This is a genomic window from Siminovitchia sp. FSL H7-0308, from assembly GCF_037980985.1.
Lineage (GTDB): Bacteria > Bacillota > Bacilli > Bacillales > Bacillaceae_C > Siminovitchia > Siminovitchia thermophila.
Map to the genome: position 1 here is coordinate 2,895,523 of NZ_CP150282.1, position 21,645 is coordinate 2,917,167.

The following is a 21,645-nucleotide window of genomic DNA, read 5'->3' on the forward strand; positions in this document are numbered from 1 at the left end:
TTTCTCGCTGTAGCATTATTTACTCTCTATCAACTTAGGATTATCATATTCGAACATCTTTTCATCATTATCTATTAATAGATTCCTATCTGTTGTATTTCTTGATACATCTTCGTCCACTTCTAGAACCGGTTTATCCTTTTGGGGGAGTGTCTGATCAATCTTTCTATTTTCCTCATGATCCATGCTCGGATCGCTTTCATTCTCAGGTACAAGTACAGATGGTTCGGGAGAGGCGTCTGGAGTGCTGATTTTTATCATCATACTTGTACTAAAAGTCGCCACAACAATCATTGCGAAAATTGAAAATCCCCATTTTTTGTTTCTGACATCCATAATGGAGAAAACTCTGTGTTTCATCCCCTGCTTCCCACTATAAAAATTGGTGGAAAATGTACTTCGTACCTTGGATTGTTTGCGGATGACCCCAATAATTGTTTCAACATATTTTTGTCGACCATCCACATTCGTATTTTTGACTACTTCTTCGTCACAAGCAATTTCACATTGAATAGAAACTTCTCTTGCTATCAGGTAAACGAATGGATTGAACCAATGCAGCGCAGTCGCTAAAAATACAAGTGCTCTAAACCAAATGTCTCTGCGTTTAAAATGAATCAGTTCGTGCTTTAAAATAAGCGGAAGCTCATCCGGCGGAATGTTGCCCGTTGGGAGCAATATGGTTGGCCGGATAAAACCAATTAACATGGGACTGGAAATACCGGGACAGATTTGCAATTCTACTTGTTGCTTGATTCGCAACTTTTTTTGAACATCGTGCAACAGATTCAGTACTTTCAAATCCTCGACTTTCATGCTCCAGCGTTTCACCATTTTCAAGAAGTGTCCGTGTCGAATGACATGAATGATGATAAAAACAACCACACCGACAAGCCATAGCCCACTCAATAGAACAGACCATGGAATAGCTGATGACATCGCCATCTCATAGGGTGCTACGAAATGACTGTTTGTTGTCTTTATGGCAGGTATGAACTTATCAATAGAAATTGCTGATTCTTGTCGGTGAAATCGGAAGGGAATAATCAGCCCGATAATAATGACCAACCATGTATAGTAACGTCCTTTTGCTGTAAATATTTTGCTTAATAATGGAGTGACGGCCATGTACACAAGCGCGATGATTGACATGGCAATCGAAACTTCAAGCAACGAAAACAACAATTTCTGCAATATTACTCCCTCCGTTCTTTCGCCCATTTTAACAACTCATCCAACTCTTCTTCGGTAGGCGGCTCCGTGTTATACAACGTATTTACAAAACTTAAAAATGAGTTTTTGTGATATTTCTTCATAAATTGTTCTGTTTCTAATTGAAGATAATCTTCTTTACTGATCAACGGGTAATACGTGCGCTCTTTCCCTTTCTTTTCTGTTCGTAAAAACCCTCGTTCTACCAAACGCCTCATAAGGGTGAGTACAGTAGGCGCTTTCCATTTACGTTTATCTCCTATTTCTGCCATAATCATCGCTGTTGTGATAGGTGGTTCGTTCTCCCATACAACCTTCATGATTTCAAATTCTGCATCAGGTAACTTTTTCATTTTCTCCATACAAATAACTCCTTTTTCTACAATTGTCTTCCTCATATTCTACACTTGTAAAATATGAAGGTCAATTATTTCATGAATATTTTTACATTTGTCTAAAAGAGGGGCGTATTCATTTGAAGTGATGATAACCGCTGCATTGCACAAGCTCTTTACGTAATGCCGTTTGCTTTGTTTCATTCATTAACCCATCTGATTTTTGGCTGGCTTGAATAGTGAAAGGATGATTCAAGCCTTTTTCATTACTGGATTGAATCATACTGATTTTTAAAGACTTATTTTAGGATTTTATTACAAAACAAGGGGATAGAAGTAGAAAATTAAATCCTGCTTAGATAGGTTAATTTAATATAACTACTTTTGTGGTTTTTTTGGAAAGTATTAACAACAATCGTGCCCTTTCTTACTCAATATTTTTCATACGCACATGCGTCATAAACGTCTCTCATGTAATGTACACTTAAACGTAGAGTCAATGTATGAGGGGCCATTTTTTAATGGAAATGGGGTGCTCAGAAAACAGTGTGGAGAAATGAAAAACAAATCTCAAACTACTAAAACATTTTCATGATCCTTACGAGCTATCCTGTTTTTTTCCACAATCGCAACCGATTGTGGAAAGCAGCATGAAAAAGATAAAGTGAAACTTCGGGGCTGTCCGAAAAGTAATATTGCCGCTTGAAAACAAAAAAACCAAAGCCAAGATTGCCGTAAAATCAACATTCTTGGGTTTTACATTTTAATGCATTTACTCTAAATTGGATTTTTTAGACAGCCCCGTTAGTTGAACCAATAGGGCATGTAGGTGCCGTTTTCTCCCACTTAGATCTTTTGTATCAACTCAGGTTTTAAAGGCGGAGTCTTATGGCACCTTACATGCGGGATAAAGTGAAACTTCATTCAGTAGGGCTCCTACTGAATGTTAGTTGAACTAATCGGGCTTTTAGGTGCCGTTTTCTCCCACTTAGACCTCTTGTATTCACTCAAGATTTTGAAGTGGGAGTCTTACGGCATCTTACATGCGGGATAAATATTTACATTTATATCACCATATTTACAATTTCATTCACCCGTTCTGAATCATTTTCGATTTCCAATAGTTCACAAAGTGTATCATGTACTTTTTTAAATTCAAGTACGATACTTCTCATAACACTCATCATTTCTATCGTTTCTCTTCCGCATTCCCAACTTTCAAGTAGCGACTTCTGCCAGTCTTTTAACCGACTTCTATCACCTTCGTATTTAGACCAATCACCAAACGTATTTGGTTGAATTCCTGAAGCCATATACCAAGCTGTTGACATGGATAATCGTAATGTATCAATACAATCCAAAGCATAATAATATTCTTTTGTCATTGCCTTCCGATAAGCTTCATGTAAATACGCAAAAAATTTTGTTCTCCAAGCTTCAAATTCAGCGATTGTTGGTTTGTAAGTCATTTCCATGGATTGTCTTTGTATAGCTCTCATCACTTCATTGGTGTCCTTGATTATTTTAATGTTTTGTAACCAAGGAGAGGGTTGAATATCGTCCAAAGTAAAATAAAAAATGTCCACTTTAACAAAACAATCGTAATGGGCAACAGTATAGATTGACGAAGGATCAGAATCCTCAAAATACAATACATTTCCCCAGTTTTTTGCGCGCATCTGTTTATTTGCAATGTATTTGTTTATTTTGTGAGGTTTCACAACGATTCTAAGGTCAATATCCGAAAAAATATTTGTATTTTCATTACCGATGGAACCACCATAAAAAAATGACAGAACATTACCATCGCTTAATAAATCACTTGCAATTGCATCTAATAATTTGTTTCGGTTATTTGGTAATTCTAAGTCTCTCTCTCCATGTTTACTTACAAATCCACACATGAACAGGAATGCTCCTTTCTTTATCAGGAACTTCTTTAAACATCACTGGTATATTTTTCAGGAAGTAATTCCAAAATCTTACACTTTACTAATTTGTCATTATAGGGAATGATGACATCTGTATTTTTCCCATAATCACTAATTAACTCCCGACACATGCCGCAGGGGGCAACCACCCAACATTTTTCTATATTTTCATGAGGGTGAGGATGAGCCACGGCTACAATTGTTTCAAATTCATGATCTCCTTCAGAAATAGACTTACCGATAGCTATTGCTTCCGCACAAACGGTGATTCTTCCCACATTTGCTTCTACGTGAACGGCTGAAAAAATAGCACCAGCTCTAGTTCTTACTGCGGAACCAACATGGTGTCGTCCATACTTATAATTTTTTTTAATAACTGTTTCTGCTTCTTTGATCAAATCATAGTCTCTATCCTCTAAAGGGCGTACCTTTAACATCATATTAACTCCTTAGTCATTTTAACCTTTACTTTATAATCCTACTATCAGCATTGCTTTTGAAGCTCAATCTTTATTTTTCTCTGGCCGTAGTTATTTCTGCTGGATTTGAATATATCTTTGATAAGCCTTATCAGTTCCTCTTCTTCCTGGCCACCTTTGATTTTGGCTTCATACATAATACGTACTTCTAGGGACTTGCAGGACGTCACACATTGCACCTGCGGTTACTCGGTGCAGTAAAAACATGTGCTGATACTGAGTATTTGTGAGCGTTATTTCGAATCACATCTACTTTCGTCCCATGATCAGCGCGGCTTGCTTTAAAATGTCATTCCCCATCGCAAGCCTTTGGTTTTCTTTACGTAGCTTAATCAGTTCTTCCTGTTCAGGCACTCGGTTATCTTTCTCTTCAAAAGAGTCAGTCATATTGTGTTAACGCACCCATTTATCAAAGGAAGAAGGTGTTAGATCATACTCCATGATGATTTCGGTTCGTGGCTTGCCAGTTGCATACAGCTGTACGATTTGTTCTTTAAATTGTTCATTCTCGATTCTCCTCCGACTAGATTGAATCGAGTCTATGACCTTAACAAATCTGTCCAACTAAGTGTAGCCGATTCAAAAAGATTCCTTATTGAAATGGATAGAAAGGTCTAAGTCTTTCTCGAATTAATTGCAGTATGCTTTGCTATAGAACCTGAGTATTTAAACTTTATCACCAAATTTCTCTCTTATTGCTGTTTCTACTTCATCTCTTTTTTCTTCTTTATTTTCATCGTCAATTTTTTCCTCTTCAAGTAATGATTCTAAATACTCTATTACTGACATATTAATTTCCCCTTTCATATGATAGTGCATTAGCCAATGACATCATATTACTTGTAAGGCTTGTCGGCATATTCGCCATAACTGAAAATGGGTAAGAATTTACTGAATGAAGGTCTTCTCCATCTACTCTTGTACCATGAGGAGCATAAACTACAATGGGAATTTCCAAGTCCAAATCTTTTAGCTTTTTTATGTATTTCCTTATAGTTTCTTCTTGCTTTTTCCCACCAGCTTTTTCATACCTATATATAATAATATCTATTTCACCACTAGCTATCGCCTGGTCAAATTCTTTGAAGTTTTCCAAACTCAATAACCGAGCTTCATCTACTATTCTACGAATTCTCATTACTTCAAGTCTTTCCATCTCTTCTTTTTTATCTTGGGGGCTTAAAACCATTACTCTGCTCTTTCTAAGAGAGTGTTGATTCTCCATAAACCTTTCTAACTCACTGTATTTTGCTTCAAAGTCTTCCATTTTAGGATCAATTAAAAGTTTAATTTTAGTTTTAGCTTCCTCTTCAATTACCTTTACGGAATCCTTCACTGTTGAGTCAGCACTTTCTTTTATCTCATTAATGGATGATTTTATTGTTAAATTTGCATTTTCTTTTACTTCTGTTTTCGTTTGACCAAAAATCCAAAGGACTATTGTTCCACCTGTTACCAAGACGGCTAATGCTACAAAAAATAAGCTGACTAAGTTCATGAAGCTTTCTCGGTCATTGTTTGCAAAATCCTTATAGTTTATATATTCCTGTTTAAGAAAATCAATCGTTTTATCAGCACTACTATTTCCTGTTGTTGAATTGTTTTCCTGCAGATCGCCTATTTGACTACTTAATTTGGTAAGTCTTTCTTCTAATTGCTTCTGCTTTTCGTTCATTGAATTATTAATGTGCAATAAAAAGAAAAAATTGAAGGCTAGTAGGGCTATGAGCAATATCCCTAACACCTTTTCAATGTTGTTTTTCAACATACCACCCCCAGCATTTACTATCAATTTAACCACGTAAGAAATAGAATTATCAAGGGAGAGAATAAAGAAAAAAAATTGCAGCCATTCTCATCCCTCATTCCATTAAAGCACCCCATTAGTGGAAGAGTGTTTTTGCTTAATACAAAAACATCCCGTTGCTTATAGACTTGTCACGTTATCAAAGGGTATTGATTCCCGATTTACTAGAACTTCTATTACATCGTGTTCTGGGTCTGTCGTTAAATAAAATGTATGTTGCTTTACAGCGTCTTCTGCTAAATTGGTTTCATTCAACTTTAAAGTAACTTTATCCCCTTGTGTTTCTAAATCAGTTTCTACATCTCCACTTGAATGAAAAATGATATAAGAACCTTTTTCTCCATCATTGATTAATTGAAGTTTTAAATTGGAATCAATTCTGTCTTGCACATGATTAGGTACATTTTCAATTTCACTAAAACTCAATGCTGATGAATTACAAGCCGATAAAATCAAAATCACTAAAGTTACAGATATATATGTTTTCTTCATTGTTTTGACTCCTTCTGCACTTTACTTTGATACAGTTAAAACAAATATAAGTTCCACTTTTGATTCAATTTTATTTGAAATAACAAAAAATCCATTGGTGCTTATTAAAGAAACCTGCTTCGTTAGTACAATAAAAGACACGATAATCCTTCTTAGTTCAATTAGTTCAACAGAAAAGTGCGTTAAACCTTCTTGAAATCATCATAATTTTAAAATAGTTTACCGCAGCCTACGGGAAAATTGAAAATCCATTGGTTTGGCATCATTATATTTATATAACCACTACCACCAGTATGTATTACCTTTTCTCTTTTTTTCGCATATTTGCCCCGAACTAAAACCTGATGCACGTGCTCCGAGCTCCTGATACCTGAATATAATTATTATCAGCCATGATTTCTCCTTTTTATATATGATACGGTAAATATATGAGTGGGTTAACCATATTTAATCACTACATGACCATAATAGAATTTTGTGGATAAATCGGTATGACAATATTTTTAATGACAGCTTTACTAATTTTTGTTGAACATCACGTTGCTTAGTATTACTTATAGATTTGCTATGAATAAAACATTTATAATTTTTGAGCACATTGACGAGAAAATAGTTTATTTAAACAGAAATAACCTCACTACTGTTGCATAAAATTTGATAGAATTTCCCATTTATTCACTTTCCGTGTTAAGAGCTAAAAAAGTAAAAACCTAACTAAAGGTGGTTCCATCCACTTGGGGTTTATTTACAATTAGACTTTAAGAACGACGACGACTTACTTATCAGGGAACGCCTTTTCCTTCAATTTTCCGAAGCCAAATATGCGCTAAGCAGCCCGTAATAACGGCTGATTTGCAAGGTCTTTCGTTTGCTTCCTGTCTCTATTTGTACGAGAATATGTAGGCAAAAAACAATCAGTGCGATGAACACTTGATTTTGGATGGCCCACTCGCTTTGACCGTAGAATTTTTTTATGTTGAGATGTTGTTTGATCCATTTGAAAAATAATTCAATTCCCAACGTGATTTATACATCTCTGAAATTTCTTCGGCGCTCAAATCAAACCGATTTGTAATGAAGTGTAGTACATTCCCTTTTGAATCCATCCCTTTTAGAAAACGAAAGTAATTTTTAGCACTATTTTGAGTCGTAGTCGTACCAATCAGCACCATTTGATCAGATAAAACAGTCGTATCCTCGGGCAATTTAAAATTGTAAATTGCCCGTATGACAGCGCTTTTACGTAGTCTTGATAGAAAAAAGTAGCCGTCATCCTTCATGCGGTCAAAGCGCTCGTAGTCCAGATAGCCACGGTCAAACACATACATGCATTCCTTGTCATCCACCATGAATTCAAGCTGACCACGGTCGTGTTCTTTTTTTGTTATGACGGCTTTTTCGGGATAGGAAGTTCCTTTTTCCATAAATACAAGGCGTAGATGCAGTTTCACACCGGCTTTTGTCTTGCGGAACTTTGCCCCACCCATGGTTGTTTAAATTCAGTGACAATGTGCTTGAATCTATGTTTTTTAACGGCATAACAAGTTTTGTATAGTGAGTTTTGGCATGCATTTATGAGACTAAGTCATGGAAAAGCCTTTGAAATAGATCTGGATTCATACCATTTATTCGGCGTGACAGCTGCGAAATACTGATCGAATCAAGGTCAATCTCTTTTTGAAGATGATCATCGAAAAGACAATCACTTAGCGCATAAAGACTTTCTACTTCATGTAGCTAAGAAAAAAGCAGTAATTTTAGGAATGACTCTGTCGTTAATTTTTTAGTATAGAAATCTAACTTCTGGTTTTCACCTGTTCTTCAAATTATGAAGTTTTTCATGTAATCTTGTCCATGAGTTTGTGTCCTTTTTAGTGGATTTGGATGGGTTACCACATGACTTATCCATTATAAAAGACTTTTTCTATGCAAAAAATAAAAAGTGAAATTTAATTAATGCAACACTAGTGATTTCAGAATCATTATCAAAACTAGCAATGATGCCAGTTGATAAAAGTAAGATTCCACTTGCAATAAAAAGTTTTTTAGCTTTCAGCCAAAAAGGCCGAGAAAGAAAAAGAGAAAAAAGAAGCTGAAGAAGAACAGAAAAAGCTCGAACAAGAAAAACAGAAAGAAAAAGAGCGACTCGAAAAAGAGAAAGAGCAAAAAGCGCTTGAGAAGGAAGAGGCCGAAGCAAAAGCCAATGCCGAGGCGAAAAGCGCTGAATCAGCGAAAGAGTCTCCCCGTGATGAAGAGATCAAAGAGGTTATTAAAAAATCGCAAAGAAATATTTCGTTGAGATCAAAGAGATTAAAGCAAATGAAAACATGGGTCTTAATGACGGGAGTTATGTTGTACTCCCCCACTTCACTTGGAATGTAAAAAACGGTGCTAAAAATACACGTAACATGCTATCAATGTACAGTGAACATCTAGCTGCAAAGTTGGCCAAAGAATCTGATGTAAGTGAGATTACAGTATTCTGGGAGGTTCCCTATCATAAAGAAGCAAACAATGTTGCCAAGTTTAGTTATGAAAGAAATGGTGAACAAATGATGGTTGGCGAAGAATGGTTTGATCAGGTGATTCGTGAATAATATAAAGTGCGAGGTGAAATAAAATAATGGATGACAAAATAAAAACTGAGATGGAAATACAGAATGAACTTGAACAGTTAACTATTGAATTTCGTCGTGAATCAACGATTACAAACTCTCAAACGAAGAAAGATAAACTAAAGTTTATAAAAAACAAAGCGAAAAATCTAAGTATGAGAAGCATGCCCTTAAAAGGTTCAAACTTATATACCGAAATAGTGGGTTTGCAATACGACGTTGACCAAAGTTTAAAAGAAGAAACAAATAAATCAAGGAAGCGACACCTTGATCTTGAACGGTAACATCGCTTGATTTTAAGCCCTCTCGAAAGGGGCTTGTTTTTTATAAAAAACATTAACTTTTTTCATAATATCTGTTTACAACGTAAAGCGGTGGTATAATTTGTTATAGAAAGGAGGTGAAAAGTTGGAGGATGTAAGAAATATAGTCCTCACCGTCGCAGGAATCATCGCTAGCATCAAGGCGCTACTTGATATATACGATAGATTCACTAAAAGAGACGATAAGGACTAAACCACAGGGGGAGGCAATCCCCCTCCCTACAAATATTATAACACATCTTTCTCAAGCTTATGAATAAGATAAACAGTACAGACTTATTGGCGTTTGTTTTAATGGCCATACTGCTCTTGGAAATTGACTTCAACAACATGACTACATTAAACTGGATCGGTTTAGTAGTAAGTTTATTATGGTTTATACTCTTTATTACTAAAATGATATTACCAACAAAAGAAAAGAAGTGAGTGCGATGACAACTTACCAAAACTATACTCTAAAGCCGACTTAGCTCGGCGTTGGAACGTAAGTAGACAAGTCGTAAAAAATTGGGAGTTGAGACATGACGATTTTCCAAAACCGGCGATGTGGGTACATGACAACTCCCTCCCTCTTTATATTGAAAAAGACATCAACGAATATGAAGAAAAACGAGGTCTGTTAAAAAATGAAAATTAAAATCGGTCCCCGTAAACCCAGCTTAAAAAAGCGTATCAGCGGACAACGTTTTTACACGGAATATGACTGGAACAACAAAAAATAAAGAAGGGAAAGTGATTGGTATGACTTTTAAAGATACGAAATATCTTCATATTTATGCTCAATACATGCCACACCACGAGTCATTTATAGTGGGGAATAAAACAGCATTATTAGAATTAAAAAGAGTAATTGATGTAGCATTAAGTACGGGAGAGTCTCAAGGTGATTTTTCTGCATCTGATGGAGAGGGTTATGAAGTAATTGTGATAAAAGTTTCAGATGACAGCATGAAGTTATTTGAATCACTTGAAATGCCTTATACAGAACAATACGGAGAAATTAATAACCATATGTATTTTGTGAATGAAACGAAAGATAACAGTACACCTCATCCTCCTGCGATCTTGTTGAAAAATAAAAATGAGGATGGGAAATAAGTAAAAAATCATCGGAATTGGTACAAACCCAGAAAGTAAAACCGCATAAAATCAAATTTGAAAACCCTTGATTTCATGCGGCTTTTTTGATTTTCACTGGGTTTTACCCAGCATCATTTTTAAAATAACGTAAGGCCTGGTTTAGGTTTATATTTTGAAGGAATTATAGCTCTTAAAGAGTAATGATGTTTCATTGCGGCTGGTGTTCCTCCTATATGGAAATGCCAGAACCATTGTGATGTACCAGGTTTTAAATATGCATGTAAACTACCATTATCTAATCTAAATACAATTTGTTTTGTAGGTTTGTGTTGAATACTTAATAATGTTGTAACTTTACCTTTAGAATTTTTAATATTCCAGATTAATCTGTAATTCTTTCCTACTTTTTTTAGATTCTTTTTTAAATATGAGGATGCAACACGAGTTCCATGTCTTACAACAGTTTGTAATGCAATTCTTGCAACATGGGCTAGAATTGGAACAAAAATTGGAGCTATTGCAGGTTGTACTTCTCCATGTTGACCCTCAAGTGCTGAGTATACTTCCCCATGTTCTCTTTCTAGTTCTAGAAATTCCTCGCTATAAAAATATGTATTAAAAATCTTATCAAACTCTTCATCACTCATTGTTTCAAATTCTTCTTCGGTATAAGGAATTGTTTTAAGATAATCATCAATTTCATCTTCAATATTTGATAACTTTTGAGTCAAAATAATGTTTTCTTTCTCGCTTAGCGCAGAATTATACTGGTTTTCATCCTTGATTGAAACCTTATTAGTTTCTGCGCTAACCACATTGGTAAAAAAAGGTAATGTCATTCCGAAAACTAAAAGGAAAGCGCATAGTAAAGAAATTACATTCTTCATCCTCTTTTTTGAAAATAAACTGTTCATTTTCAAATCCTCCTGAATTATAAATTTGTTTAATTATAACAAATTTTTTTAAAAAAACGAATAAATAAATACAGGAAGCGATCACTGCTCTTTATATTAATCGACGGTGTATTGGGTGCTGAAAGAGACCAATTGTGGTAAAAAGCATATTTTAAACTAATTAAGGATCCTTTGATTACCTGAGCATTTTGTAGTTATAAAGGGACTGTCTAAAAAATCCAATTGAGAGTAAAGGCACTAAAATATTAAACCCAAGAATGTTGATTTTACAGCAATCTTGGGTTTGTTTTATTTAGTATTCAAGCTGTAATTTTACTTTTCGGACAGCCCGCCTTTTTTTAAAAAGGAGGGATAATTTATGAATGCAGCTATATATGTAAGAGTATCTACACACGAACAGGCTGAAGAAGGTTATTCTATAGAAGAACAGAAAGAAAGGCTAAAATCTTTTGCTGAAGCTAAAGGTTATGATGTTGCTAAAATATATTCGGATCCTGGATTTTCTGGTTCTAATTTAGACAGGCCAGCTATGCAAGAAATGATAAAGTTAATAAAAACTCGATCCATTGACGCTGTGTTAGTCTACAAAATAGATAGGTTAAGTAGATCACAGAAAGATACTTTATTTCTGATAGAAGAAATTTTTCAAAAAAATGGGGTAGCCTTAATTAGTATGAGCGAATCATTTGACACATCTACTCCCTTTGGAATAGCTATGATTGGTATACTTTCCGTTTTTGCACAACTAGAGAGGGAACAAATAAGAGAACGTTTTATAATGGGAAAAGAAGCGAGAGCAAAGAGTGGAAAGTGGCATGGTGGAGGTGGTGGTGCAAGGATAGTCACAGGATATGATTACATTGATGGCAGTTTGATTATCAATGAATACGAGGCACAATGCGTCAAATACATCTATGATAGGTACAACAAAGGTCACGGTATTTTTAATATATTAGAAAATGTTAGGGAAAAGTTTCCTGGGGTTCTTTCTTCTGAAACAACAATAAGCAACATTCTTTCTAATCCCATTTATATAGGAAAATTGAAATACAAAGGGGAAATTTATGAGGGCGAACATGAACCTATAATAGAAGAGGATTTGTTTAATCGAACTCAAGAATTGTTAGCAAAACGAACAAGTAAAACGAATCCTTTTAGAAAAACCTATCTATTATCTGGGATAATCTATTGCGGTTTATGTGGAGCTAGAATGAACGGAAGAAGCGGAGGATTGCTAAAAAATGGTGAAAGAAACAAATACTACAAGTGTTCTGATAAAATAATTAAAAAAAGGAAAGGTATTGCCGACGAATATTGCAATAAAAAAGAAGAAGCGAAAGAAGATATTGAAAATTATATCATAAGTGAGATTAAAAAAGTCAATATTGGTAACTTCGAGCAATACAAAAGAAAGAATAACGATAAAAATAAAGAAGTCTCAATACTTAAAAAGAAGTTGGGTGGCATCGATAAACAAATATCCAACTTGGTTGATTTATACAGCTTAGGTAACATCCCTGCCGAAGTAATATCAAATAAAATCAAAAAACTAAATGAAGACAAAGAAGGTATTTCAAACAGAATTAATGAATTAAAAAAGGAAAAAGATGTGAAACACTTAGAGCAAATAAAAGAAACAGTCTCTCAATTACCCAATTTCGACTGGGAGAACGAAGAGACTGATAAGAAAAGATTAGTCATTGCAACGCTTATAGATAGAATCACGGTCTTTGAAAATAAGGTTGTTATTGATTGGGCTTTCTAATTATGTTACAAACGCATTCTACATGCAACGATCGGGGTGGATTGATGTCTTTTACATTGTCGGTAGTCGGAAACACGTCATCGCCACTTTTTGCACTATCGGTAGGCGGGAATATATCGATTAATTTTTACATATCGAAAAAATGAATACATCGCCGATTGCGTCCCTAGGATGTATAGACGCTGAAGTTGGATTCTTGCTTCATCTGCTGATGAACGAACTTACGGTACAATGCATGTCCATCCATCAATTGAGCATGCGTTCCTTGGCCAGTCAAGATGCCATTCTCCAGGAAGATGATTTGGTCTGCATCAACGACGGTTGACAAGCGATGCGCGATGATAAGCGTCGTGCGACCATGCATCAAGTTTTGCAGTGCTTCCTGGACAAGTGCTTCCGATTCGCTATCCAGATTCGACGTCGCTTCGTCCAGAAGTAGCAGCTTTGGATCGCGCATCAGAGCGCGAGCAATGGCGATGCGCTGGCGCTGACCACCGGACAGCTTGATGCCCCGTTCGCCAACCTCGGTGTCGTATCCTGACGGCAATTGTTCGATAAATGCCGCGGCATTAGCCAGACGCGCAGCCTCGCGCACTTCGTCGTCGGTAACCGGACGCGTGAGCCCGTACGTGATGTTGCTTTTGATCGAACCTGACATGAGCGGGCTTTCTTGCAGGACGTAGCCGATCCCTTCCCGCCAAGCGTGAAGCGGAATTTGTTCGATGTTCTGCTCTCCGAGCATGATGCTGCCCGCCGACGTTTCATAAAACCGCTCCAACAAGGAGAAGATCGTTGTCTTACCGGCACCGCTCGGCCCGACGAAGGCGACAGTTTGCCCCGGCTCAATCGTGAAGTTTAAGCTGCGCAGCACCTCGTCCTCTTGCCCATAGCCAAAGGATACGTCCTGGAAGTGGATGGGCTGCGACTTGGTATGACGCATCTTCCGATTGCTCCCAGTCCGCAGACAGCGTTAACGCGGTTGCGAAATCAGACTTCGATTGACGGTCTGGCTCCTGATGGTCAGGATCATCATTTTGCTGATTTTGCTGTATGCGTCCTGTTGACTGCTCTGGATCAGTGCATAGCAACTCTTGGATGCGCTCGGTCGCTCCCATCGCTTTTTGAAAGGCGGTGAAAAACTGTGCCAGCATGCTGAATGGCACTACGACCTGGAACATATAAATAATGACAGCAACCAGTGTTCCGGCAGACAGATCACCGGCGGAAACGCGCGCTCCACCGTATCCGATGATGACGACCAGCACGGCCATGATCACGGTTGTCATTAGTGGTGAGACGAATGCTTGGATGCGTGCTTCTCTCATGCCGAAGTGAAACAAGCTGGCAATCTTTCGCTCGCCCCGTTCGCGCTCAACGGACTGGGCATTGTGCGATTTCACAAGACGGATGTCGCTGAGCACGCGACCGAGTCCCGCGCTGAAAGCGGCAAGCTCATCTTGCATTTGCAAGGAAATTTTGTACACCAGTCTGCCTAATGGAGCCAAAATCAGCATGGACACTGGCACTGCGGAAAGCATAATGAGCGTCATTTTCCAGTCGATGACAAACAGGATCGCTAATGCGCCGATGATCGAAAGAATGCCGGAGATGGAGGTGACGAGATGGTTCGTTATTAGTGTCTTAAGCGTGTTCGTATCCTGTGTAACACGGCTGATCAGCTCGCCGGATTCGTGCTTGTCAAAGTAGGAAACTTTGAGTTTGAGAATGTGATTCCACAAGCGCAATCGGATGTTTCTCACGAACATCTCGCCAATATACGTCATGAAATAGTAGGAAAATCCGCCCGCAGCCGCCTGCACAAAAAACGCCGCTATGAGCCAAATGATGACGCCGATATCGAGACCACTAGCCGCAAATTGATCAATCAAATCACGGGTGAAAAGCGGCACAATCAAGCCGCCTGCAGCTTCCAATACACTTAGGATGATGGCAACGGCAAACAGCCCTCTCCTGGGAACGGCACTGCGCAACATTCGCAAAAACTTCCGCCATTGTCGTCCCTGGTCATGATTATTCACTCTCTCTGTGTCCATCTGAAAACAGTCCTTTCTTTATGGAATAGTACTCGAACGCTTCTGCAAACCATTTCTCTTCCTCTTCTGTAAACGGGGTGCCGATCGCAGCGGGCAGTTCTATATTTTCTAAGTGATCCGCATATTCATTCATAAAGTACCAATTGTCGCCCATCAGTTCGTTAGCGAGAGCCATAAATTGCTCGATGAGCTGCTGGACTTCTTCGGAGTCTGGACGATGGTTGCGCAATGCTTGTTTGAGGTCTTGAAGGATCAATGTCGAGCGCATGTTCCAGTCCCGCTCTTTGCTTTCGTCCGCGAAATTTTCCTTTATTCTCTGAATCAACGGCTCTGGAAACCAATCAGACATCCATTCCATCTGCTGCTGCTCCGTCACGATGCTGTGAATCAAGAAGGAGATCACTTGCGGATCTATCCTATGCTCGGCTTCAAGTACCGCGGCAGCATGATCAATCGCTTTCAATATTTGCTGAATGTGTTGCTGTTTATGCTCCAAAGCCTGCTTCTGCATTCGCAAAGATCGTAGCAAGGCGTTACTGTCCTCCGCTTGTCCGGACATGATCGCTTTAATGTCTTTCAGTGAAAAACCAAGATATTTGTATGCAATGATTTGCTGTAGCGGAATTAGATCGTCCGGGCGATAATACCTTCTCCCGGAATCACTAATATAGCTTGGCTTGAGCAAGCCTTGCTCTTCATAAAATCGCAGCGTGCGTGGACTGACACGGGCTATACGGGAGAATTCTCCAATGGACATTTGCTCTTTCATCATCTCAATCAACCTCCGAATTCATTGTACAACTTTACGTAACGTAAGAATCAAGCGTTTCTTTATTTGCATAATTTCGTTTGTAAGCTTTTCACGTACGAATATCCCCAGTTCATGTGGTGGGCTAAACTCATTATAAATTTCAATACTCTTACACTGAACAAGCAAGAAAAAACTATCTACTAATTGCCTTAAATTAAGCAAAGCATCCACCCCATACACCCTAATATAATTTATAGTTTTTTATTGCCCTTCATAATAGTTTTGCTATATCCTCAAACCTTCTGATACCTCTGCTGGTTAGATGAGGTCTTTTCAATCGCCTTTATATTACCTTCCAGTTTATTTACGTAGTTTAAAAATAAAGTCCCAAGCAGAAGTCGATCCTTTCTGGGTATTCTATTCCATACATAACCCTTGAACAAATCTTTAACAAGAAAGACTTCACCTTCATTCAAGTTTTCAGTTTCCTTAATAGCTTCTTCTAGTAGTTCATTAACATCACTCATGTTGTCATCTCCTTATCAATAACAATATCAACAACATTGTTAATAAGATTATATGTCTTTTACCAATTCCAGTCAATGAAAGAAAACCACCAATCAAGAGAATATATCTCCTGAATGGTGGTCATTCATGAAGGTTATGTTTATACATCTACTTCTACACCAGATTTAAATTCAATAGTTAGTTTGTCATCATAAACCGTTATTTTCTCTATAAGTCTCCTTACTAGTTGCTCATCATACTCCTCAAGGAGGGTGGATTGTTCATTTAGGAACTTTTCCATATCTTCTAGTCTTTGCTTGGAGCCTTTTTTACCAGCTTCTTCTGCTAAAGCCTTATGCCTTTCCTCTCTGAGCCTGTAAATCTCATCGGCTATATCGTTATAATCTTCTTTGGAATTGGCCAGTCTCAAAAGGTCTTTTTGTAATTCCTCTAGCTTTTTATCTATCTCGGAAACAACATTATTGCCCGTTTCACTTATCACTGTTTCTATATTTTCCTTTAAGATAGCTAAAAAGCCATCCTTTTGCCCTATTAGTTTATTAATTGCCTCTACCGTAGCAATACCTATCATATCCTCCAGCACGGTTCGGGAATGACAAGTTAACCCTGTATTCTCAAGTCTACTGACGCATCTCCAAACAATCGATTTTTTACCTCGATTATTCCAATGAACTCTACGGTATATTTCGCCACACTCTCCACAGAAGATAAATTGCGAAAATACATGATTTGAACTAAAGTTTCTTTTCTTTCCACTAGTACTTATATGTCCTCTACTTCTACGAACTAACTCTTCTTGTACCTGCATGAAAATTTCACGTGGGATAATGGCTTCATGGTTATTCTCTACATAATACTGAGGTACGATTCCGTTATTCACAACCCTCTTTCTTGTAAGAAAATCTACCGTATAAGTTTTTTGGAGCAGTGCATCACCAATGTATTTTTCATTGCTTAATATTTTCCTTATAGTACTGGTATGCCACCTTTTTTTCCCCGCTCCTGTAAGTATGCCATCAGCTTCAAGTCCTTTTTTGATTTTATCCATACTGGAGCCTTCAAGATACTCTCGGTAAATCCTTTTGACTATTTCAGCTTCCTCCGGCACAATTACTAATCGCTTATTTTCATCTTTGGTATATCCTAAAAACCTAGAACAATTGACCATTACCTCTCCCTGTTGGTATCGGTATTGATAGCCAAGCTTTACATTCTGGCTTAATGACTGGCTCTCTTGTTGCGCTAAGGATGCCATAATGGTAAGCATAATTTCACCTTTGGCATCCAGTGTATTGATATTTTCTTTTTCAAAATATACCGCTACATTTTTATCTTTAAGTTTCCTGATGTATTGTAGACAGTCCAAGGTATTTCTAGCAAATCGGCTTATTGATTTGGTAATAACCATATCAATTTTCCCACCCATGCACTCATCAATCATTCGATTAAATTCATCACGATTTTTTGTATTTGTACCGCTGATGCCATCATCAGCAAAAATCCCTGCAAATTCCCACTCTGAATTTTTCTTTATAAACTCAGTATAATGTTCAATCTGCACTTCGTAACTACTAGCTTGTTCATCACTGTCGGTTGAAACTCGACAATAAGCTGCGACCCGAAGCTTTGGTGTTTCATCTTCTTTTCGATTGTTGCCCATGCGTTTTATTGCAGGTATAATCATTACATTTTTACTAACTGCCATCTTGCTGTCCCTCACTTTCTATTAAGCTATAAACATACTCCGCTTGTGTAAAAGGATTTGTATACTTCTGAATTACTTGTCCTATGGTAAATTTTTTAGAAATAGTAGGTTTATCTTCTATCTTGGGTTCAAAAATTCTACCTAGCTTTTTTGCTCTCTTTAACCTCTCTGCTTCTGCTCTTTTGTATGTCTCTTTATCAATGATGGCAGGGTAATAATCATCACCAAGATAACGTTCATTTCTTAGCATCCTTCCAGCAGTTCCATGATAAGCATCTATTCCAGCAGACTTTGCCGCGACCGATAAGGAAAGGCCTGATAAGTAACCCTTATATAAATTCCTAACCTTTTCAGCTTTTTCTTCATCGATAACTGCTATTCCATTCTCTATCCTATAGCCATAAGGCGTATGCGCCACTTTTCTCACATCCTTTCCCTTAGTGTGATTCCACATTTCAGAACAAAACCTATCTCTACCCTTGAGAAAACGATAATTTTTTCAATATGTTCATTGAAAATTTGCTCGTTAAAAGTGTTTATCATTTCAGCCTTATTTGTAAACTTTATTAAGTTACTGACTTCCTGCACCTTTGATAATTCTCCATTTAAAGCATGAATTAAAGCTTCTTTTTGCCCCATATAACTATCTGCTTCCATTTGCAGTTCATTGTTTTCTCTGTTAAAAAGGGCAGCTTCTAGATAACCCTTTGCCATAAGCTTTACAAGCAGTTCTCTCTGTTCTGCATTTTTTTCAATTTGCTTCTCTAATTCCTGAATTCTTGAAAGGTTATCTGAGTTGCTCATTCCACGCAAAGCATCTAATAGTGGTTGTAGAATAAGTTTTCTACCGAAAATCAGCTTGTTAATCATAGTAACAAAGGCCGTCTTTATATCCTCATCTCGAATAAACTGCATTGAACATTCTGTTATCTGCTTTAAGTGTTTACTACAACACCAGGCTACATATTTTTTTGTGCCGGATGAATGAATTCGTCTTTTAAAGGTGCTACCACATTCCGAGCAAATAATTTTTCCGGAGAAAGAATACCGATTTTGGTACTTATCATTACGCTTTTCTATACCCTTTTCTTTTGCCCTTTGATTTAAGGCAGCTTCTACTACTTCAAACATTTCATGGCTAATAATAGCCTCATGGTGATTTTCTATTAAATATCTGTTTTTCTCACCATAATTGGTGCCTTATTAAAACGGGAATCTGTATAGGTTTTTTGCAGTATAACATCCCCGGTATATTTCTCATTTTTTAGAATTCCTCGAATTGTGGTAGCAGTCCAACGACCGCCTCTTTTGGAGGGAATACCCTTTTGATTAAGATCATCTGCTATTTTCTGTGTACCCTTGCCCGATAATACTTCTGCGAAAATATACTTCACAATTTCTGCTTGCTCAGGATTTACCACCATTTGACCGTCAATGTTGTCATAACCATATGGTGGATATGAAATCTTAAAAGTTCCGTTCTGAAATCTCTTTTGAATTGCCCACTTGTTATTTTCTGAAATGGAGATTGACTCACTTTCTGCAAGCCCGCTTAATATAGAAAGCATTAATTCACTTTCCATTGATTGGGTATTGATATTCTCTTTCTCGAAATAGATATAAATCCCAAGGTCCAGCAGTTTACGAACCATCTCCAAACAATCCGTAGTGTTTCTTGCAAACCTACTAATGGACTTTGTAATAATTAAGTCAATCTTCTTGTTTTCACAATCTGACAGCATCCTTAGAAGTTCCGTTCGGTTTTCTTTTTTGGTGCCACTAATTCCCTCGTCATAATACAAGCCAACATACTCCCATTCTGGGTTTGCCTTTATGTAAGTCTCATAATGGGATTTTTGTGCTTGTAGACTTACTAACTGTTCATCACTACCCGTAGAAACACGACAGTATGCGGCCACTCGTAGTTTAGGTTTGATAATCGATGCAACCTTATTTCCTTCTATTTTCGTTATCTTTTTCATCGCCTCACCTCCTTCTTGGTAGGTCACATATTACCTCTGAAACCCTTATATATCAACGACTTCAGGGCATTATCTCTGCTAAAAAAGGAGAGAAAGTTTGGCGGTTGAGTGCGTCTATCTTGTTGAATTCTGCCTCTGTTATTAAACCTTTTTGGAGCATCTTTCTAAGTAATTTCTCTGCTTGAATATAATCGAACTCACGCTGTAGCTGCTCCTGTGACATTTTCTTTAACTCGATGCTTTTGTCTATAACCCCATCTGAGATCTTCATTACTTTTTTATCCTCATGCTGATTCACGTAGAATCACCTCCTACCTAATAGCCGCGGGAACAGGTCGAAGTTGAGGATTTGTAAAAATAAAATAAAATCAGAGCATAAAAAAAGAGCCTGCAAGGGAATAACCCCCACAGGCTATATACATCTAATAGTTAATATTTTTAGGGAAACTCTGTAAAGCTAAAGCATAATTGCTTATTAACTCGCTCCCCTTGATTAATCATACTTAATAAATGCATCCGTAAATCCCGCCTTTTTAGCTTTTGCAAGCTGTGCCTCAGCATTTGCTTTGACAGTGTATGCACCTATTTGTACACGATAGTATTTCTTTTTCGCTGGTTCTGCTGATTTTTCTTCTTCGCTTAGAAGTTTCTTAACATCTGCTCTAAAGGTATCCATGGTCTTGCCATGCTTAGGAAACCAGTGCATAACATCCGCATGGTTACTGGCTATACCTTGCTTATAGCCTTCACTATGACAGATGATATCCTTCTCACTTAGTCCATAGAGTTTGCAAAGATGTACACAAAGCTCTACTGCTTCCTTATAAACAGCAGAAAAATACGAGGCATCGGTTAGACCGTCCTCGCAAATTTCAAAACCTATATGGGTATTATTCGCATCCCCTCCAGCATGCCAACCACGATGATTCCAAGGCAATGTTTGGTATGTGGCAATGGAGCCATCTGCTAACTTACCAATAAAAGCATGGACACAAACTTGACGACCTCCGGGTTTATCCTGATTCCAATGATTGTTGTATTGATTCTTTCCTAGCAAACCGTCATCCGGACCAACATATCTCTTCAACCACGGGTTGTTAGCCCCTGTTGAGTGAACCATTATACCCTTTGGTGTTATAGTTTTGCCTGCTTTGTAGCAGGCATTGTTCGTAAGTATTAATTTACGTAGATTCATTTATAGTCCTCCTTTTCACTTCTGTTGTGAAGCTGCTCTAATATATCCTTGAGTTTCTGTGGTACAGGCAGACCAACATGAACAGCATTTTCAAGTATAGATATGCCTTCATTTGAAAGATAAAAAAAGATGACCGCTGTTCGTATAACAGAGCCATCTCCAATAACGTTTTTATCAATAATGTGACCGATTGCTACCAATGAAAAGATGAGTACTTTCTTAAATATGCCGCGAAAGCCTACCTCGCTGGATAGTTTCTTATCAAGCACAGCACACATCAAACCTGTGATGTAATCAATCACAACAAAAGTAAGTAAAGCATATAAAAATCCGTCCCATCCTCCGAGAAAATATCCGAGCCAACCACCAACAGCAGCAAATGTCACTTGAATCCAGTTCCAAATTTCCTTCATTATCTTAACCTCCTATCATTCTGATTACACAAAAAAAACGCCAACTGAAATAGGCAAGCGTATA

Annotated in this window: 20 protein-coding genes and 4 pseudogenes; 4 read left to right on the forward strand and 20 right to left on the reverse strand. The window is 37.5% G+C overall.

The annotated features are described in order from the left end of the window. Positions 1 to 15: 15 nt before the first annotated feature. From MHB50_RS13780 to MHB50_RS13820, 9 genes and pseudogenes are all read right to left on the reverse strand, one after another. A complete protein-coding gene (locus MHB50_RS13780) occupies positions 16 to 1,194 on the reverse strand; it encodes a M56 family metallopeptidase (RefSeq protein WP_205177987.1) in 1,179 nt (392 codons plus the stop codon). A 2-nt stretch (positions 1,195 to 1,196) separates the two neighbouring features. Then, positions 1,197 to 1,574 carry a BlaI/MecI/CopY family transcriptional regulator gene (locus MHB50_RS13785; protein ID WP_077110405.1) on the reverse strand — a complete coding sequence of 126 codons (378 nt, stop codon included), beginning with the start codon at positions 1,572 to 1,574 and terminating at the stop codon, positions 1,197 to 1,199. A gap of 1,037 nt (positions 1,575 to 2,611) precedes the next feature. Beyond that, the gene (locus MHB50_RS13790) at positions 2,612 to 3,451 is read right to left on the reverse strand and encodes a hypothetical protein (protein WP_077110406.1); all 840 of its coding nucleotides are present in this window, start codon (positions 3,449 to 3,451) and stop codon (positions 2,612 to 2,614) included. 35 nt (positions 3,452 to 3,486) lie between these two features. Beyond that, positions 3,487 to 3,915, reverse strand: coding sequence for a cytidine deaminase (locus MHB50_RS13795; RefSeq protein ID WP_077110408.1), 429 nt, complete (start codon positions 3,913 to 3,915; stop codon positions 3,487 to 3,489). A gap of 53 nt (positions 3,916 to 3,968) precedes the next feature. Continuing rightward, a pseudogene (locus MHB50_RS13800) lies at positions 3,969 to 4,491 on the reverse strand (IS3 family transposase); the annotation flags it as partial. A gap of 132 nt (positions 4,492 to 4,623) precedes the next feature. Beyond that, on the reverse strand, positions 4,624 to 4,746 hold the full coding sequence (locus MHB50_RS13805) for a hypothetical protein (protein WP_268920932.1): 123 nt from the start codon (positions 4,744 to 4,746) through the stop codon (positions 4,624 to 4,626). A gap of 1 nt (position 4,747) precedes the next feature. Further along, positions 4,748 to 5,725 (reverse strand): hypothetical protein, encoded by a 978-nt coding sequence (locus MHB50_RS13810; protein ID WP_340083943.1) that lies wholly within the window; start codon positions 5,723 to 5,725, stop codon positions 4,748 to 4,750. A 159-nt stretch (positions 5,726 to 5,884) separates the two neighbouring features. After that, positions 5,885 to 6,256 carry a hypothetical protein gene (locus tag MHB50_RS13815; RefSeq protein ID WP_077110412.1) on the reverse strand — a complete coding sequence of 124 codons (372 nt, stop codon included), beginning with the start codon at positions 6,254 to 6,256 and terminating at the stop codon, positions 5,885 to 5,887. A 782-nt stretch (positions 6,257 to 7,038) separates the two neighbouring features. Next, positions 7,039 to 8,082: pseudogene (locus tag MHB50_RS13820) on the reverse strand (IS4 family transposase); the annotation flags it as partial. A 501-nt stretch (positions 8,083 to 8,583) separates the two neighbouring features. On the opposite strand from MHB50_RS13820, the gene MHB50_RS13825 reads away from it, so the two are divergent. From MHB50_RS13825 to MHB50_RS13835, 3 genes are all read left to right on the forward strand, one after another. Beyond that, positions 8,584 to 8,853 (forward strand): hypothetical protein, encoded by a 270-nt coding sequence (locus tag MHB50_RS13825; RefSeq protein ID WP_077110416.1) that lies wholly within the window; start codon positions 8,584 to 8,586, stop codon positions 8,851 to 8,853. Positions 8,854 to 8,879: 26 nt separating this feature from the next. After that, a complete protein-coding gene (locus MHB50_RS13830; protein WP_077110418.1) occupies positions 8,880 to 9,155 on the forward strand; it encodes a hypothetical protein in 276 nt (91 codons plus the stop codon). 738 nt (positions 9,156 to 9,893) lie between these two features. Then, positions 9,894 to 10,292 (forward strand): hypothetical protein, encoded by a 399-nt coding sequence (locus tag MHB50_RS13835; protein ID WP_077110250.1) that lies wholly within the window; start codon positions 9,894 to 9,896, stop codon positions 10,290 to 10,292. A 119-nt stretch (positions 10,293 to 10,411) separates the two neighbouring features. Here MHB50_RS13835 and MHB50_RS13840 read toward each other — a convergent pair whose 3' ends face one another. Next, complete coding sequence (locus MHB50_RS13840; protein ID WP_077110069.1) at positions 10,412 to 11,188, reverse strand: hypothetical protein; 777 nt, start codon at positions 11,186 to 11,188, stop codon at positions 10,412 to 10,414. A gap of 358 nt (positions 11,189 to 11,546) precedes the next feature. Here MHB50_RS13840 and MHB50_RS13845 point away from each other — a divergent pair, with 358 nt between their 5' ends. Continuing rightward, entirely contained in the window at positions 11,547 to 12,953 is a 1,407-nt protein-coding gene (locus tag MHB50_RS13845) for a recombinase family protein (RefSeq protein ID WP_077110068.1), read from the forward strand. Between the two features lie 166 nt (positions 12,954 to 13,119). Here the strand turns inward: MHB50_RS13845 and MHB50_RS13850 are convergent. The 10 genes and pseudogenes from MHB50_RS13850 to MHB50_RS13895 form a co-directional block, all read right to left on the reverse strand. Beyond that, positions 13,120 to 14,947: pseudogene (locus MHB50_RS13850) on the reverse strand (ABC transporter ATP-binding protein). A gap of 37 nt (positions 14,948 to 14,984) precedes the next feature. Beyond that, positions 14,985 to 15,779, reverse strand: a complete 795-nt coding sequence (locus MHB50_RS13855) for a MerR family transcriptional regulator (RefSeq protein WP_340083944.1) — start codon at positions 15,777 to 15,779, stop codon at positions 14,985 to 14,987. An 18-nt stretch (positions 15,780 to 15,797) separates the two neighbouring features. Then, positions 15,798 to 15,989, reverse strand: coding sequence for a hypothetical protein (locus MHB50_RS13860; RefSeq protein ID WP_340083945.1), 192 nt, complete (start codon positions 15,987 to 15,989; stop codon positions 15,798 to 15,800). A 62-nt stretch (positions 15,990 to 16,051) separates the two neighbouring features. Further along, a complete protein-coding gene (locus MHB50_RS13865; RefSeq protein ID WP_340083946.1) occupies positions 16,052 to 16,285 on the reverse strand; it encodes a single-stranded DNA-binding protein in 234 nt (77 codons plus the stop codon). A 140-nt stretch (positions 16,286 to 16,425) separates the two neighbouring features. Continuing rightward, on the reverse strand, positions 16,426 to 17,991 hold the full coding sequence (locus MHB50_RS13870; RefSeq protein ID WP_340083948.1) for a recombinase family protein: 1,566 nt from the start codon (positions 17,989 to 17,991) through the stop codon (positions 16,426 to 16,428). Then, positions 17,981 to 18,445, reverse strand: a complete 465-nt coding sequence (locus MHB50_RS13875; RefSeq protein ID WP_340083949.1) for a recombinase — start codon at positions 18,443 to 18,445, stop codon at positions 17,981 to 17,983. The genes MHB50_RS13870 and MHB50_RS13875 overlap by 11 nt, the downstream gene beginning before the upstream one ends. Beyond that, a pseudogene (locus MHB50_RS13880) lies at positions 18,415 to 19,973 on the reverse strand (recombinase family protein). Before MHB50_RS13880 ends, MHB50_RS13875 begins: the two are co-directional and overlap by 31 nt. Positions 19,974 to 20,034: 61 nt before the next feature. Continuing rightward, positions 20,035 to 20,271, reverse strand: a complete 237-nt coding sequence (locus tag MHB50_RS13885) for an SHOCT domain-containing protein (RefSeq protein WP_138202871.1) — start codon at positions 20,269 to 20,271, stop codon at positions 20,035 to 20,037. 195 nt (positions 20,272 to 20,466) lie between these two features. Next, entirely contained in the window at positions 20,467 to 21,168 is a 702-nt protein-coding gene (locus MHB50_RS13890) for an N-acetylmuramoyl-L-alanine amidase (protein WP_340083950.1), read from the reverse strand. Next, the gene (locus tag MHB50_RS13895; protein ID WP_096635223.1) at positions 21,165 to 21,581 is read right to left on the reverse strand and encodes a phage holin family protein; all 417 of its coding nucleotides are present in this window, start codon (positions 21,579 to 21,581) and stop codon (positions 21,165 to 21,167) included. The genes MHB50_RS13890 and MHB50_RS13895 overlap by 4 nt, the downstream gene beginning before the upstream one ends. Positions 21,582 to 21,645: the final 64 nt, after the last annotated feature.

Excerpts from the sequence above, each read along its gene's own strand:
- MHB50_RS13845 (WP_077110068.1), top strand. The coding sequence starts at position 11,547 with ATGAATGCAGCTATATATGTAAGAGTATCTACACACGAACAGGCTGAA.
- MHB50_RS13855 (WP_340083944.1), bottom strand. The coding sequence starts at position 15,779 with ATGATGAAAGAGCAAATGTCCATTGGAGAATTCTCCCGTATAGCCCGT.
- MHB50_RS13815 (WP_077110412.1), bottom strand. The coding sequence starts at position 6,256 with ATGAAGAAAACATATATATCTGTAACTTTAGTGATTTTGATTTTATCG.
- MHB50_RS13875 (WP_340083949.1), bottom strand. The coding sequence starts at position 18,445 with ATGTGGAATCACACTAAGGGAAAGGATGTGAGAAAAGTGGCGCATACG.
- MHB50_RS13785 (WP_077110405.1), bottom strand. The coding sequence starts at position 1,574 with ATGGAGAAAATGAAAAAGTTACCTGATGCAGAATTTGAAATCATGAAG.
- MHB50_RS13865 (WP_340083946.1), bottom strand. The coding sequence starts at position 16,285 with ATGAGTGATGTTAATGAACTACTAGAAGAAGCTATTAAGGAAACTGAA.
- MHB50_RS13830 (WP_077110418.1), top strand. The coding sequence starts at position 8,880 with ATGGATGACAAAATAAAAACTGAGATGGAAATACAGAATGAACTTGAA.
- MHB50_RS13840 (WP_077110069.1), bottom strand. The coding sequence starts at position 11,188 with ATGAACAGTTTATTTTCAAAAAAGAGGATGAAGAATGTAATTTCTTTA.
- MHB50_RS13870 (WP_340083948.1), bottom strand. The coding sequence starts at position 17,991 with ATGGCAGTTAGTAAAAATGTAATGATTATACCTGCAATAAAACGCATG.
- MHB50_RS13890 (WP_340083950.1), bottom strand. The coding sequence starts at position 21,168 with ATGAATCTACGTAAATTAATACTTACGAACAATGCCTGCTACAAAGCA.
- MHB50_RS13805 (WP_268920932.1), bottom strand. The coding sequence starts at position 4,746 with ATGTCAGTAATAGAGTATTTAGAATCATTACTTGAAGAGGAAAAAATT.
- MHB50_RS13835 (WP_077110250.1), top strand. The coding sequence starts at position 9,894 with ATGACTGGAACAACAAAAAATAAAGAAGGGAAAGTGATTGGTATGACT.
- MHB50_RS13810 (WP_340083943.1), bottom strand. The coding sequence starts at position 5,725 with ATGTTGAAAAACAACATTGAAAAGGTGTTAGGGATATTGCTCATAGCC.
- MHB50_RS13795 (WP_077110408.1), bottom strand. The coding sequence starts at position 3,915 with ATGTTAAAGGTACGCCCTTTAGAGGATAGAGACTATGATTTGATCAAA.
- MHB50_RS13790 (WP_077110406.1), bottom strand. The coding sequence starts at position 3,451 with ATGTGTGGATTTGTAAGTAAACATGGAGAGAGAGACTTAGAATTACCA.
- MHB50_RS13895 (WP_096635223.1), bottom strand. The coding sequence starts at position 21,581 with ATGAAGGAAATTTGGAACTGGATTCAAGTGACATTTGCTGCTGTTGGT.
- MHB50_RS13825 (WP_077110416.1), top strand. The coding sequence starts at position 8,584 with ATGGGTCTTAATGACGGGAGTTATGTTGTACTCCCCCACTTCACTTGG.